General features: G+C 39.9%; 15 protein-coding genes. All 15 read right to left on the bottom strand.

Going from position 1 to position 13,968, the window contains the following annotated elements; translation table 11 throughout:
* Positions 1 to 12: 12 nt before the first annotated feature.
* The 15 genes from ACFGVS_RS12595 to mobC all read right to left on the bottom strand — a co-directional run bounded on the left by ACFGVS_RS12595 (position 13) and on the right by mobC (position 13,965).
* Positions 13 to 846, bottom strand: coding sequence for a DUF4138 domain-containing protein (locus ACFGVS_RS12595; RefSeq protein WP_439698895.1), 834 nt, complete (start codon positions 844 to 846; stop codon positions 13 to 15).
* A gap of 10 nt (positions 847 to 856) precedes the next feature.
* Complete coding sequence (gene traM / locus ACFGVS_RS12590; RefSeq protein WP_439698894.1) at positions 857 to 2,140, bottom strand: conjugative transposon protein TraM; 1,284 nt, start codon at positions 2,138 to 2,140, stop codon at positions 857 to 859.
* 338 nt (positions 2,141 to 2,478) lie between these two features.
* Positions 2,479 to 3,093: a conjugative transposon protein TraK gene (gene traK, locus ACFGVS_RS12585; RefSeq protein ID WP_439698893.1), complete on the bottom strand. Its 615-nt coding sequence runs from the start codon at positions 3,091 to 3,093 to the stop codon at positions 2,479 to 2,481.
* Between the two features lie 24 nt (positions 3,094 to 3,117).
* A complete protein-coding gene (gene traJ, locus ACFGVS_RS12580; RefSeq protein ID WP_439698892.1) occupies positions 3,118 to 4,335 on the bottom strand; it encodes a conjugative transposon protein TraJ in 1,218 nt (405 codons plus the stop codon).
* Positions 4,336 to 4,345: 10 nt separating this feature from the next.
* A complete protein-coding gene (locus tag ACFGVS_RS12575; RefSeq protein WP_439698891.1) occupies positions 4,346 to 4,993 on the bottom strand; it encodes a TerB family tellurite resistance protein in 648 nt (215 codons plus the stop codon).
* Positions 4,994 to 5,004: 11 nt separating this feature from the next.
* Positions 5,005 to 5,697, bottom strand: coding sequence for a hypothetical protein (locus tag ACFGVS_RS12570; RefSeq protein ID WP_439698890.1), 693 nt, complete (start codon positions 5,695 to 5,697; stop codon positions 5,005 to 5,007).
* Complete coding sequence (locus ACFGVS_RS12565; protein ID WP_439699247.1) at positions 5,684 to 6,334, bottom strand: conjugal transfer protein TraI; 651 nt, start codon at positions 6,332 to 6,334, stop codon at positions 5,684 to 5,686. Before ACFGVS_RS12565 ends, ACFGVS_RS12570 begins: the two co-directional genes overlap by 14 nt.
* A 92-nt stretch (positions 6,335 to 6,426) precedes the next feature.
* Entirely contained in the window at positions 6,427 to 6,798 is a 372-nt protein-coding gene (locus tag ACFGVS_RS12560; protein ID WP_439698889.1) for a hypothetical protein, read from the bottom strand.
* 17 nt (positions 6,799 to 6,815) lie between these two features.
* Positions 6,816 to 9,305 (bottom strand): TraG family conjugative transposon ATPase, encoded by a 2,490-nt coding sequence (locus tag ACFGVS_RS12555; protein WP_439698888.1) that lies wholly within the window; start codon positions 9,303 to 9,305, stop codon positions 6,816 to 6,818.
* A 3-nt stretch (positions 9,306 to 9,308) separates the two neighbouring features.
* The gene (locus ACFGVS_RS12550; protein ID WP_439698887.1) at positions 9,309 to 9,623 is read right to left on the bottom strand and encodes a DUF4133 domain-containing protein; all 315 of its coding nucleotides are present in this window, start codon (positions 9,621 to 9,623) and stop codon (positions 9,309 to 9,311) included.
* 12 nt (positions 9,624 to 9,635) lie between these two features.
* Positions 9,636 to 9,974: a DUF4134 domain-containing protein gene (locus ACFGVS_RS12545; RefSeq protein ID WP_439698886.1), complete on the bottom strand. Its 339-nt coding sequence runs from the start codon at positions 9,972 to 9,974 to the stop codon at positions 9,636 to 9,638.
* 32 nt (positions 9,975 to 10,006) lie between these two features.
* Positions 10,007 to 10,537: a hypothetical protein gene (locus tag ACFGVS_RS12540; protein WP_439698885.1), complete on the bottom strand. Its 531-nt coding sequence runs from the start codon at positions 10,535 to 10,537 to the stop codon at positions 10,007 to 10,009.
* Positions 10,538 to 10,688: 151 nt separating this feature from the next.
* Positions 10,689 to 11,558 carry an RteC domain-containing protein gene (locus tag ACFGVS_RS12535; protein WP_439698884.1) on the bottom strand — a complete coding sequence of 290 codons (870 nt, stop codon included), beginning with the start codon at positions 11,556 to 11,558 and terminating at the stop codon, positions 10,689 to 10,691.
* Positions 11,559 to 11,696: 138 nt separating this feature from the next.
* The gene (locus ACFGVS_RS12530; RefSeq protein ID WP_439698883.1) at positions 11,697 to 11,930 is read right to left on the bottom strand and encodes a helix-turn-helix domain-containing protein; all 234 of its coding nucleotides are present in this window, start codon (positions 11,928 to 11,930) and stop codon (positions 11,697 to 11,699) included.
* Positions 11,931 to 12,027: 97 nt separating this feature from the next.
* The gene (gene mobC / locus ACFGVS_RS12525) at positions 12,028 to 13,965 is read right to left on the bottom strand and encodes a conjugal transfer protein MobC (protein ID WP_439698882.1); all 1,938 of its coding nucleotides are present in this window, start codon (positions 13,963 to 13,965) and stop codon (positions 12,028 to 12,030) included.
* Between the last annotated feature and the right edge of the window lie 3 nt (positions 13,966 to 13,968).

The following is a 13,968-nucleotide window of genomic DNA, read 5'->3' as shown; positions in this document are numbered from 1 at the left end:
ATAAATGGTTAATTAAAGTGTATTTGCAGCTACTAAAGTATTTGCCGGTTGCTGCCTTGCCGGTGCAATTGTTTTTAAATCGTCCAGATCTTTTTGTTTGATTTGCAGGTAAAGGTGGCGGTTGCCATTGCGCTCATATAATTCAACGTTGAGCGCCTGGTCTTCAGAAAGTGAAAAACGGTGAAAGCCAAAAATTTTTGCAATATCCTGCTTATGGGCAATTGAAGTTTTTTTATGGAGTGTTGTAATTAGCGGCACTATTTCCTGCTCGTGAGTTGCCATCCGTGCAACAGTTTTCAAATCCCTGATATAAAAGCGGACAAAATCAATTTCATAAGGAAGATTGGATTTATTACGAATATCAAGCCTAAAGAAAATGCGGTTACCTGCAAGGGATAGTTTATCAACCCAGGCTTTAACACCACCGGTTTTTTCATGGTCTACAACATCTTTGCGTTTACCTTCGCCTAATTGGGTAACAACTGCGTTGTAATTGTAATCACCAGTTTTAATGACCCTAACTGTCATCGGTGCTGTTCCGTCAATGTCAATCCTTCTTCCGGCCCGCCCGTAGGAATATTCGACCGGAATATGATAAATTTTTGCAGTACTAACATCCTGCACGTTAATGCGCGTAGGCGCAAAATCCGCATCAAGTGCTTTAATGGTAATCAGTGCATCTTCTTTTTGGGTTACATCGAAACCATGTGTTGATTTGCTGATAATCTTAACCGCCGATTTAAAAAATAAAGCGGTGGTTTTATCACGGCTTACGTAAGCGGTATCTTGAGCGTAAGAAACTGTTCCCCAGGCACCAAGAATGAAAATAATGAATGATTTTTTCATGGCTTTTTGATTAATTATCACGGTCGTTACTATCCTTTAAAAGAACTTCGTATCCGGCCTTCACTTTAACTTTAATTTGCTTAACCTTATGGTTGAATAAGCCTTTTGCGGCTTCAACTCCTGCACTGGCGGCCTGCGTACCAACAGACTGATCCATTGACATGATTTGCATGGACTGCACGGCATCGCCAACACCATTTTTTGCAGCATCCCTTCCTATTGAACCGGGAACATATAAGCCTTCCATACCGTCCAGGTCATAAACTGCGAGTGCTACTGGTAGTATGTTGTTGAGATAGCGAATACTGGCTATTTTGATTTCTAACCGCTCGTTGTTCAACGAACAAGTGCCGTAAACAAAACTGCCTTTTGGTATCATTTTGCCGTTTATATAAATGCCATCCAGCAACCTTAGTTTGATAACTGCACCACTAACGAGCGTTTGGTCTTCATGCACAACTGCCTGAATGGTATTGCCTGCTGTTTCGGCAGTACTTGCAGAGCGGCGTTTTTTTGTTTTATTGCCGCCATCGTAAGAGGTGTAACTAACCTGCATTCCTCCTGAAACAGGATTTTCCTCATCATCGTCGTCTTTAGCGGCTGCTACAGCGTAAACCCTACCGTGATTTTTTAAAGATTGGTTTCGTAAACGGTTGTTGGCATTGCCTGGGTTTTGTATGTCGTTGATTTGTTGCAACATTTGGGTGATCTGCTTCATTTCAGGATCACTGCCTCCGCCGTTGCCATTCATGGCTTTCATCATTAATTCAAGCCGTTTTACATCTGCGGCAGATTGCGGCGATGAGGCGCTCCCGCCACCATAGTTGGGCTGTTCGGGCTGGTTGATCTGCTGATTGATTGCGGCAAGTTTGGCCTGAATTTTAGCTTCGTTAACATCTGCTACGGTAGGGCCACCTGTAAGGTTGGCGGTCGAACATTGGGTAGCTGAATCAGTATGCCCGGCTTTAGCGGCATCCAGTCCCATTGATTTAACGAAACTTTCGCTAACCCCACTGCTGGATGAACTTACGGAATCAGTTTTAACGGTTTGATAAACGCCCATTTTATCCTGGGCCTTTTGATCTTTAAACTGCGCCTGCGGCAGTGTTGCATTTAATCCCTGTGCACTGGAATTTTCAAAGGCGGATGCGGATTGCTTACCGCCACCTAATGCCCAAAATGCCATCGTTAAAAATGGGATAATAAGCAGGGGTATAACGACTAAAAATTTGCGCTCCTTCAGAAATTCAGGAGTATGCTGCGGCAATTGGCCGCTGTTTAATACTGCATTCATGATTTACTTTTTTTTAATTAATGAATCTGTTAATTGACGTTTAATAAATCGGGGGTCGGGAAACTCTGATGCCTGCCCAATATGTGCAGATGTATAGTTTTGTGATAATTTGGGGATAGTGTAAAAACTGCAAAATGAACTGCTGATGAGTATAATGATCGTTAGCAGTCCGATTGCAATAGCAATCTGTTTCTTTTGACGAATAGAGTAAGCGTTAAACCACCTGTTTAGCCAGGCTGAAAAACGTATTTGGAAATATATAATCTGTTTTGCCAGCGAAGCCGCAACCTTGTCGCTCAATTGTGCTGACGTTTTACTGTTTGATAAAATCATAGCATTTAATGTTGAATGGTGGTGTCCCTATTCGCTAACGTTTCCCAATGCAGGATCAAAAAACCATGCGGGTTATTGTCTGACCTTGCTACATTGCGCAAATACCCCTGAGTGATCAGGCTGCGGTTCGCGGTGGAGGTTGAACGGATAAGCTTTTGTGTAGCGAAACATTTAAAATAGTAGGGATATTGGTTTATATCCAGTTGAATACTGTCCACTGTAACCTGTTGGCTGATATTGCCGGAAATAAGATTATTGTAGTAACTCTTTTCCTTCAAATCGTTGTACTGATTTTTGGCGCTCTCATCTGCCAGGTATAGCGCTTTGCCGATATTTGCATCAATTACTTTTTCGTCGGGGTCAAGGGTGAAAAAATAGTGGTGGAACATCCTTATATGATCCCTTGCCTCAACCGGGATGTTATCTTTTCGGTCGGCAGCAAAAGCTTCCAGCGCCTTGCCATTCGCCAGGATATAGACATGATTATTTGCAATGTTTGCCGCCTGATAGCTTTTAAAAAGCGCGAAGCAGGAAATAAGCGTACATGCTGCAATGAGCAGGTAGCTAAACAGCTTAATATGCTTGAAAGCTGTGTCGATATTTTTGAGTTGTGAAAACATAAATGAGCTATTAAAGGTGAATGATTATACTTTTTGCGGATTTATTTTTGAGGCTTGCTGACTATTTGCGCCTTGTTGTTTATCCTGGAAATATGGCTTGCTAACGGCATTGTCGGCCATACTTGCGCTGGTATTTGAGCGTTGATTGCCAAAAGCATCTGATGACATGCTGCTGCCGGAACTGCCTGCGCTCATTACGGATTGGCTGGTATTACTGACAATACTATTCACCTTTTGAAGTAAACCATTGCCGCCGCCTGCATTTACAATATAGTTGGCTACGCTTGGTACGGTGAAATAACCGATGATGCCTATAATTAAAAATATGAGGTACGCAGTGTCAGTGGAACTAAAGAAAGTATCACCTGCATTTTGCACCTGGCTAATATCCAGTTTTAGCATATTTTCCTGTACCTTACCGATAATGGCACCGAAGATATTAGCTACCGGCAACCATAGAAACACATTGATGTATTTGGCCAGCCACACCGTTAAGGTGTGCTGAAACCCATCGAAAACAGCTAACCCAAATACGATAGGCCCCAATATGGCAAGGATAATGAGATAGAATGTTCGGATGGTATTGATACATAATGCCGCAGCTTCATATAGCACCTGCAACACTTCGGACATCCATTGCTTAACTGAATTGCGGAAATTATATGAAGCCTTAGACATAGCAAACTTCATATCGTTGCCTACGCTGGCAAGCATTCCTTCATTTGCACCTGTTGGATCGTCTGGATGAGTGTATTTATACCATTTATCGCGGTCGCCATCGCCGTCGGAGCCAACATACATTTGCCAGGTGTCCGTTTTTTCAACCGCCGCTTCTTTTGCTTTTAACAAGGTTGCAATAGCGGCATCCGAATTTTGCACCATTCCGCCCGTGGCACTTACTGTAGGTGACATAATCCCATTAATAATGGCTATAACTGTAGGGAATACAAGAATCGCTAAACCCAATGCAAAGGGGCGCATCAGGGGATAAAAATCTATCGGCTCTGCGCTGGCTATTTGTCGCCAAACACGGCTTCCTATATAAAAAAGCGCACCAAATCCGGCTATTGCACGGCCAACACCGATGAGTTGGCTGCACATTGGGAGCATATCGTTATATACCCCGTTTAACGTTCCCTGCAGACCCTGAATATCAGTTGCAAGTCCGTCCGCTTTGGAAAATAAAGGAAAAGCTATCCCCGTTACCGCTAGAATTGCGGTTAAATAAGTCTTCTTTTTCATAAAATTGGGATTAGTTGTTTATACCGTAGAGCTGTTTTATCGTTCGGGTGTCGCCCACATCCTTGCTTCGCTGAATATTCAGTAAAACCCCTTGCCGATTAAAATGCCGGAGAAATTGCAGCTTATCAGAACTACTTGCGTAGATCCGGTCAATGGCCCTCATTCGCTCATCATCCGACATGCGCAGTTTACCTGCTGTGAGTACATTAGTCAGATCGTCCAGATTTTGAAGGCTTTGATTGACAAGCTGCGTATATACGCTACTCATATAATTCAACTCACTTGCACTAAATGAGCCGCTTTGCTTAAATTGTTTGTAGGCACTTTTATACTCACTTATCAAGCTAACTTGTTGCGTAATGATTTCGGCTACTCTCCCATAATTTTTTACAGTTGGATTTATTGACATCAAACCATTCAGGTAAACACTATGCAAATCAAAATTCCCTTTAGACAATTGGGATATGCTGCCGTAGCCCTGCTGATAAATTTGATAGCCGGTTTTCATATCACTCAATATGCCTTTCAGTTGGGTAAGCTTTTCAATATCCAATATTAGCTGCTGCATTTCCTGAACTTGCGCATTTGCAACCTTTGTTGTCAGAAGGCAAAAGGAAAATACTACAGTTATTACGATATGCTTTATCTGCTTTTTCATAAGCGGTTTTGTTATTGAATCCCGTAAATTTTCTTTTCGGAGATCACATTGTAGTTTTCCTGTGAGCGTTGCACGGCATAAACCTTAACCTGGTCTGCGAATGCCGATGCGAAGCGGTAATTATTTTGCATAGCGGAATGGATAACACCGATATGTTTAAGTCGTTCTTCATCACTCATTTTTAGTTTATTGTCCGTAACGACATTTTGTAATTCAGTGATCTGCTCATCGCAGTCCTTGAATAAAGCCGCCTTGACCTGGATGATATATTTCTTTTCGCCGTTATTAAGATTGGCAGTTTTGTCAAGCGTATTCATACGTGTAAGAATATCATTCTGCCATTGCACTATATCATTCACCTGTTTATTATTCTTTACTACCGGGCTAACATTATTAAGATTGTTGTAATAAGTAGTATGTAGGCCGTTCTCTGATTTGAGAGAGCCGGTGATCGAACCTAAACCATTGTGAGCTATATTATTTCCTGCTTTATAATATGCAGCATAAACCTGCAAAGCCGCTATTTGCTGCAAAAGGTATTTCTTTTGGGTGCTTTTTTGTTGGAACCACTCGGCAAACGTTTGTGCCCTTACTGTAGTTGCTAATGCAGATGCGGCAACCGTCATCACTGTGAAAGCCAGTAATTTCTTGCTTTTACGCCGGATCTCTTCTGCCCGCATTTTTATTTGATTAATTGATTCCATAAAGTTTTTTAATTGACTGTGTATCGCTTAAATCTTTACTTCGTTGCAGGCTTAATTGAATACCCTGATTATTGAATTGATGTAAGTCGTTATAATTTTCATCCAAATGATCGCTGGCCTTATTAATTAATTCCAGACGTTGTTCATCTGTCATTTGCGTTTTAGCAGGGCTAACCACGAGCATGATCTCATCAAGGTTTTTGACACTTGCATCCAATATCCCTGAATAAACCTGCTGCATATAGTTTAATTCCTGTGGGTTGAAATGATTATCCTGCCGAAACAAGCTCCAGGCTTGTTTATATTCACTTACTAAAGCCGCCTGTTTTAAGGTAATGTCCTTAATACGCTGATATTTTGATATGGTGGCTTTGATGTTCCCTAACTCCGTATAGTAATTGCTATACAACTGCTTCTGCTGTTCTGTCCAGCCCGAAATTTCAGTTAGCTTGGTTTTTGACATTTGATTTTCAATAACCTTTTGAGCATTTTGCAGCCATATCGTTTTGTTCTGCATTCGCTGTACTTTAAGGTCGATTGCCTTAATTACTTTGGTTACTGTAAGCTTAATTACTTCGCCAATAACGAATTGTGCTTTTGCCTTTTGCGTGGGTAATATTAAAGCGATTAAAACCATCAAAGACACCATTTTTATAGGTAAATTTTTCATAAAAGCCTCCCATATCCCTGTTTACTGACAGGAATTATTTACTGATATGTAGGAAAATGTTATTTAATTTTTTGGTACTGCGTATTTTTCAACGTTACGGAGTTACCGTCTTTACTTGGGGTTATTTGACGGCCATATTCAGTTTCTGCCAACACCTGTTTGTCGTCGTTCCATGTTGATTGCCATTTTTCGGTTTTATACTCTTTGGCTTGGGTTACACCGTTTCGTATTTTTTGAAAACCTGTCTTTCGCTCGATTTGGTAACTATTGGTCGATTGAGTTGATGTTATTATCAATGTATCAGAAGCCGTGCTATACTCACTTTTCGATTGATTAGTGAAAGTACCTGATAGCGATTTGCTTTGCGAATTACTTGTGCATCCTATAAAGGCGATAATTGCAAGGATTATAATAAACGATAATGCTTTCATAATTATGGTTTTTAAATTTATGCTGCTTTTTCTAATTCTTCCCTGACTATTGCGGCTATACCTAATTGCATACTGCCATACTTTTTAGAATAGTCATGGACTTTGGCCTTTTCCGCTGATTCCGTGGTATATGTCCAATATTCCTCGCGGCTAACTTCGGTACGATAAACCTTAGATAGCTGGCCGTTAAGACTAATAAAGACTTCTTTGTATTTTAAATTTTCATCGTTATTACGGTTCATGCTCATAATGAGGGCGGTTTCTTTATCGGTTATCCCTAACAATTGCTGAATTTTAGGAAAGTCGTTCTGATACTTCCGCTGGTCAAGTAATATTTTGCAGTCACTGTTATTAATGATGGCCTGTTTAACCACTGGTGAACTGATTATATCTTCTATATCCTGCGTAACCACTAAAGCTTCACCAAAATATTTACGGACGGTTTTAAAGAGGTACTTGATATATTCTGCCATTCCTTCCCGTGCAATTGCTTTCCAGGCTTCTTCAATCAATATCATTTTGCGGGTATCCTTACTTAGTTTGCGCATTTTGGAAACGAAGGTTTCCATGATGATTAAAGTTACGACCGGAAATAAAATAGGATGATCTTTAATATTATCTAATTCAAAGACAATAAAGCGTTTTTGCAACAAGTCAAGATTTTCTTTTGCATTCAGCAGATAGGAATATTCACCGCCTTTGTAGTATGGTTTCAATACAAACAGCATGTTATCTATATCAAAACGAACATCCTTCACTTTTGATTGCTTCATAGTTTCATAAAATTCATTGGAAAGAAATTCATAAAAGCTATCGAAGCAGGGAAATATATCGGGTTGAACTTTTAGCTTCTCATAATAGTGATACAAAGCGTCTGAAATAGCGACGTATTCAGACCGTTGCACACCTTCGTCCTCTTTTTTCCATAAGGCGAGTATCATCGCCTTAATGCTCTCTCTCTTTTCAGTGTCCAGGTTATCACCTTCAGGAACATAAAAAGGATTAAAGCTGATTGGTTTGTCCTCTGTATAAGTGAAATAGTAACCGCCTACAAATTCACACAAGCCCTGGTAGCTATGGCCTACATCAACGATAACCAAATGGGAACCCTGTTCAAAGTAGCTGCGCAGCATGTGATTTGTAAAGAACGATTTACCACTGCCCGACGGACCTAATATAAATTTGTTCCTGTTGGTGGTTATACCCTTTGTCATCGGATCATCGCTGATATCTACGTGTACCGGTTTGCCGGATAAACGGTCGCCCAGGCGAATGCCACAGGGGCTAATGCTTGACTGATAATTGGTTTCCAGATTTAAAAAGCATGTAGCTTGCTCGACAAACGTATCAAACGTGTCATTCATTGGGAAACTGGCTTCATTACCGGGCAATCCTGACCACCATATTTGTGCTGCGCCGTCGGTTTCCTGTTTCGGCTGCGCATCCATCTGCGCCAATGAGGAACTAACCTTATTTTTCAGATCCTTTAAACCAGCGGCATTGTCCGTCCATGCCAAAATATTAAAGTGCGCTTTTACCGGTAACCGTTGCTGGCTGATCGCTTCGTTTAAAAAATCATGTGTCGCATCACGGCCAATCGCATTTTCGCGGGAATAAGCCGAAAGAGATTGTAGCCTTAATTTCTTCGCTTCCAGTTTTTTAATGGTCTGCTGACTGTCCCCGATAAAAATGTATTGATTATACAGGTGATTACATTTCAGCAAAGTCCCTATTGGTGTGGCAAAACCCGTACTGAATTTCGTTTTATCGGTACTGTACTTATCGTAAGTGATCCGTGGCCCGCAAAGCGCAGGCAGGTCGTCCACATCGCTAAGGGTATAAAGCTGGCAATGACTGTCGCCAATTCTAATCTCGTCCTCGATATGAATATCTTTTAAAACGGGGGCCTCGTCTTTATTCAACAAGAAACAATATTGTTCCAAAATGCCGGGATTTTGAAGCGTGCCCGTTAATTCGTCGTCGGTTAATCGCTTCAAAGAAATTAATCCACTGTCCTCTAACACCCGAACGAATTGGCCAGCATTATCCAAAAAATCACGGAATAATTCATCGCAGGTAGTTTGCACGGGTACAATGCGTTTACGCATCAATACGCTGGTTGCACTTGAATACTGCTTGAATTTATCCGGCTTCTTCGTTAAATAAATATGGCAGTGGTGATGAAGATAGGCCCGTTCATGAAAGTAGCGTTCGCTGGAATGTGACAGGAACGTTTTAACGTTCGCACCGTTATTCTTAGCAAAGACTGCTTCATACTGCTCATTAATAAACCAATCCTGTTTATGAAACACGCTGTTTTTAGGCAATAGCCTCAAAGCTTTGATCAAAACCTCGTGAAATGCCAGGTATTCATCATTGGATAGGGTAAAGATTTCAGGCAGGTTAACTTTGAAGCCTATGGTCAAATCACCCTGTACGGAAATCATACATTGATGTTCTACCTTATACACAGGAAAAACCTGTTCTGCTTTACTATGTGTTGCCATTGTCTATTTTTTTAATTTTAAAAAGACCTTCCGGGTCGTGAATTTTAAATGGTTCGGCAGGTAACGTTTAGCTGCTTTTTTCATCAGTCCATGTTCACCGTATTTGTGGCTTAAATTGAAAACCTGATAAAATAATGCGCTTCCTAATACTGCAATAATCATAATGCAGTAATGAACAGGTACACCAAGCAAATAAATTATTGCAAAGCCGACCAATAAGATGACAAGCCCACCGGCCAGATAGCCGATGTATTGAGCTTTCAGCCCTTTAAATTCAATCGGTTTGTTAATGCCCTTGTTAATTTGATATAGTGCCATAACTAAGTTTCGTTAAACCCCGAAAAATGATTTCAAGACAGTTGCAACTACCACAAGAAAGATACAGCTACCGAACCAACTGGAAGCGACCTTTCCGGTGTCATGTTCGCCATCATTCCACTTTTTGAATACTTTGATCGCGCCAACCAAGCCCATTATTGCACCAATGGCATACATTAAGCTTGTGCCGGTTGAAAAGTAACTTTTGACCTGGCTTGTGGCTGCTGTTATTCCTGAATTACCATCCTGCGCGTAAAGGCTAAGGTTGATAATTAATAAGGTTATTGTTACAATAAAATGTCTTAGAAAATTTACCGCTCTTGAACGGAAGTCTGTTTTTTGAGATTTCATAAATTTGAATTTTGATGTAAACGGATAGTTGTCTAAGCCCAGTTACTATGAAAGTCTGACAAGGCAACCGTGAATTTTAATTTGTTTTTAGAAATTTCTACCACTCGGCTTAGTGCAGCCGGAAGATCTATTTGCTCCTGAAACCTTTTATAAGAGCCGACTAAAATTCCCACAAGCGTTATAAACTCTTGCTTATTATCAACGTCCTTAAATGCTTCAATCAAGTTACCGGCTTCGGATATTAACTCTAATGACGGATCATTTTGAATGCTGGCCGTGTGTGTTTGCTCAGTAACGACCTCTCTTGGATCATCCGGCAAAACATCTGTAAAAGGTAAGTCTTGAGTTTCTGCAATGGTTACACCATTATCCGGTTTGGCCTGACCCATCACAGAAATGGCAGGAGATTGAACGGCTGAAAATATATCAACTGTTTGCTGCTTGCGATTGAAGAGATTACCAATCTCTTTTTGATAATACCTGAGTATAACATACAGGTAGTATGAAATAGTAATGATGATAACGGCTGCGAGATAGTGCTGCCAGGAAATAGAGGACAACATATTGCTTTGCTTTAATCCTCACCGCACCACGCGGCGATTGTGAAAGCAAAGGTTGGGGTAGAAAAAAATATTTTTTCACCACTTACACCTAAGTTAGGTGTTTTTTATTTTTTATACACTTATAACAAACTGATAATGAGCATTTTTTAATTCACCCAAATTTTAACTTTTGTTGGTTAGAGGCTTCTTCATCCAGCTTTTCTTCAATTCTTCTTAACATTGCCAATTTAAGTTTGTCCAAAAATGCTGTGCGTTCTTTTTTCCGTTTGACTATATCGAGATACTTATGATAATAGGAACCGAGATCAACATGGAAAATCGTTTGAAAAAAACCGACTACGGTTTTAATCTCCGAATTGCCATTGTTAAAAACACCTAATGCGACCAAAGCATAGATCAATTCAACAAGGTCTGTTTTGTTGAAAGTCCAGGTGAGCGGCAATTCAAGACCCATTTCCGGAGGGGCATCGTCATGCTCTAATGTTTTCTGTAGTTCAAGATTAAGAAAGTCCTGGTACTTCTCGTTTGCTATTATCTTAGAAAGTTTATAGTCATGACTGGTAGAGTATTGCTCGTCCTCTTCAAATTCTTCAAGGTCTACGTGAACATCGAAACCTCCGCGGGTAAAATAAAGCTCATCCATTTGTGTCGAGCCGGAACGATAGTATTGGTAGAAACTCTGATTATGGTCGAAAAATCGTTTGATATCAGCCAACTCATAGTTGATATAATCTTTTAATATTCCCTCGCCGCCGGGAGGGGCTTGCATGATAAATTTATAAACGTTTATAAAATAGATGTACTTGCTGTAGAATTGAGGTTTGAGCACTTTAAAGAAATAGATCTCATCTTCTTTGTTTTCAAAGGAATAGGTTGAAATATAACTTTTCAGTTTGGCCATTGCCTTTTTGCAAAGCTGGATGGACATTTTATACTGTTCAGTTAAGGATTCGCCGTTAATGGCAACTTCATTCAATTGGTTTTCTAAAGCGCTGTAGAAACGTTCGGTATAAGTTCTCATAATAAGGTTAGGTAGGTTAGTACTGTAATATAATATGTATAGATTTTTATAGGCAACAAGTTTAAAATCCTGTTATACAGCAAAGCTTTACTACAACACGGTAGCATTTCAAAAAAAAACAGGAAAAAAGTTTATAAATCAGGTTTTTGCAGGCAATTCAGTTTTCAGCATATCCAATAAGGTGGTGTCTAAACCTTCGGCTATTTCCTGTAGGTAAATATATGAGGGGTTAATATTACCGGTTTCTAAACGTTGAATTGATTGCTGGTCTTTTCCGATGGAGTGGGCAAGTTGTACCTGCGTAATCCCCTTGTCCTTGCGCACAATGCGGATTTTTTCGCCCAGGTCTTTTAATAATACTTCCTTATTCATCGGAAGTATAAAAGAAAAGTAAAGGAATTGAAATCTGTACAACGGATGCGTTGTATTATTACTTATATATAAATAATAAGCAAAAATATTTCCTCATTCAACAAAGGTTACTCAATACACTATCAACCAATAATTTAATATCATCCTTAATCTGATGATAGGTCATTAACACTTCTGCCTGCTCAACATTTCGAACCATGGGAATGGGCTGATAAGCTGCCTCTTCCTGCCTAATTGCTTCGTGATCGTTTTGTATAGAGTTATGAAAGGTTTTTAAATCAATCTTATTGTCAGGATCATCGGCAACCATGCCTACAAATTCACCGGAAGATAATCCGGATATTTTTGCTGCGGGTATCGCATAGTCCAATTGTGTTGATTTGCTAATTGAAGTGTCTTGACTGTTAATGGAAACGCTTTCTTTTTCCTGGTTGATCTTTCCAAATCTTTCTGATAACTGCTTTGCTGTATCTCCCGTTACCTGGCCGAATACAACGTTTCCTACAATATTTAAAATCACTTCCGCCTGCTCCCGGCCATAATCTTTTTTAAGCTGGCTATAATCCTGTACGGCTAAGGTAACGGCGACCTTGTTAGATCGGGCGGTGGCTATCAGGTTATCTATACCATTAAAATATATAGTAGGAAACTCATCGTAAATCATGCTGCACTTTTGCTGATTTTTACGGTTGACGAGCTTATTGATCCTATTGATGTAGAGCGATAACACCGCACCATAAATTTGCGATTTCTGGGGATTATTGGCGAGGCATACTATTTTTGGTTCATCTGGGTTATTTATATCAAGTGAAAAATCGTTTCCACTTAGTACATAATACAATTGTGGAGATGACAACCGCGCCAAACTAATTTTGGCACTTGCAATTTGTCCTTCTAATTGTTCGTAAGCTTCATTTTGCCAGGCAGAAACAAAAGGATTGATCAACACTTCTATTTCGGGTTCCTGTAGCAATACTTCAAAAAGGTCTTTGTACTCTACCTGCGCTAATTCTGTAACATGGGGCAACGTGCAATAACGCCCGTTTTCATATTTCTTTAAAAACCACATGATCGCTGTGATAAAGTTGATTGGCGATTCAACAAAGAAATCACCCTGTTTTTTAATCCACTCGCGGTTTAGGCCCAGCATGATGGTACGACTTGAATCCATTGCATCAGTAATATCCATCATGGTGTGTGGCTCTAAAGGATTAGCCCTATGGATAATATTTTCAAGATTGATGATATATTGAGTTGGCTTTACTTTGTATAAATGTCCGTACTTCAGTAGAGCATTATAAACGATCTTGGTTAGATCATCATATTTGAAATCATAGACCAGCATGGTAAAGCCCTTTTGAATATGCTGAGTGATAATGTGACGGATTACGAAATAGGATTTTCCCGAACCCGGACTGCCACCAATTAGCGTACCTCTGAACGGGTTAATGATATTGATCCAGCTTTTGCGGCTTTTCCCTTTGAGATAATAAACTGCCGGCAAATTGATGGAATATTCATTTTCCAAAAGCCGCTCTTCCTGTGGGAAAGATTCATTTTCTTTATTAAAAATATCCTTACCTAAGTTAAGTTTGAGCATCCTGAACAGCAGGCTTACCCCAGATAGTAATAGCATATAACCAATGACAGTTAAACCAATATATAGAACCGCTATCGTTGTTGCAGGATAATGTATCGTAAGAAACAGCGTACTGATAAAGTACAATAACACGCCTGTAAAACAATAGATGAATATCCTGCTTGCTTTTATGGATTCATCCTTTTTTCCCTTGCTTCCCACGAGTGAAATCATTAAAAGAATGAGAGCCGCCAACTTCGCAGACAGCACATTGGTGAATACGATCATTTTTGATAGTGGAAATAAAATATGATTTACAAAAGGCTTGGTCAAACCTAAAATCTGGAAAGCCGGATAACAGCTTAAATAAAAATGTACTATCAAAATAGCAATACTTAAAAGCCTGGTAAAGTCTATTATCTTTCTTAGGGCTTGTTCGTTTTCACCTGTTTGCATAAT

It is taken from the genome of Mucilaginibacter sediminis, assembly GCF_051903035.1.
Lineage (GTDB): Bacteria > Bacteroidota > Bacteroidia > Sphingobacteriales > Sphingobacteriaceae > Mucilaginibacter.
The sequence above is the reverse complement of the archived record's forward strand: the minus strand, read 5'-3'. Positions and strand labels throughout refer to the sequence as shown.